Genomic DNA, 430 nt, shown 5'->3' on the forward strand with positions numbered 1-430 from the left:
ACCTAACACCTATAGACGCTGTTAAGTTTGCTTCGGCTTATGGAACATGGTTAAAATCGCAACGAAGTAAAGAGAGTTATAGAGTGGTTGTAGGGCGCGATGCTAGAATTTCTGGAGAAATGATTCAGAGTCTAGTAATGCATACTTTAGTAGGTTTAGGAATACACGTTATAGATTTAGGCTTATCTACGACACCAACAGTAGAGGTTGCAGTGCCAATGGAACATGCAGATGGTGGTATTATTCTAACAGCGAGCCATAACCCAAAGCAGTGGAATGCTTTAAAATTATTAAATGCAAAAGGTGAATTTTTAGATGCCGTAGAAGGCGCTAAAATTTTAAATATAGCAGAATCTGATGCTATGGAATTTGCAGATGTAGACGATTTAGGAAAAATAACTAAAAATGAGGCATATATAGATTTGCATAT

Annotated in this window: 1 pseudogene; it reads left to right on the forward strand. The window is 36.7% G+C overall.

Annotation, left to right across the window (positions count from 1 at the left end):
• Window positions 1–430 (forward strand): annotated as a pseudogene (locus tag ACVC2P_RS15765) (phosphoglucosamine mutase); the annotation flags it as partial.

This window comes from Pontimicrobium sp. MEBiC01747 (assembly GCF_053601635.1).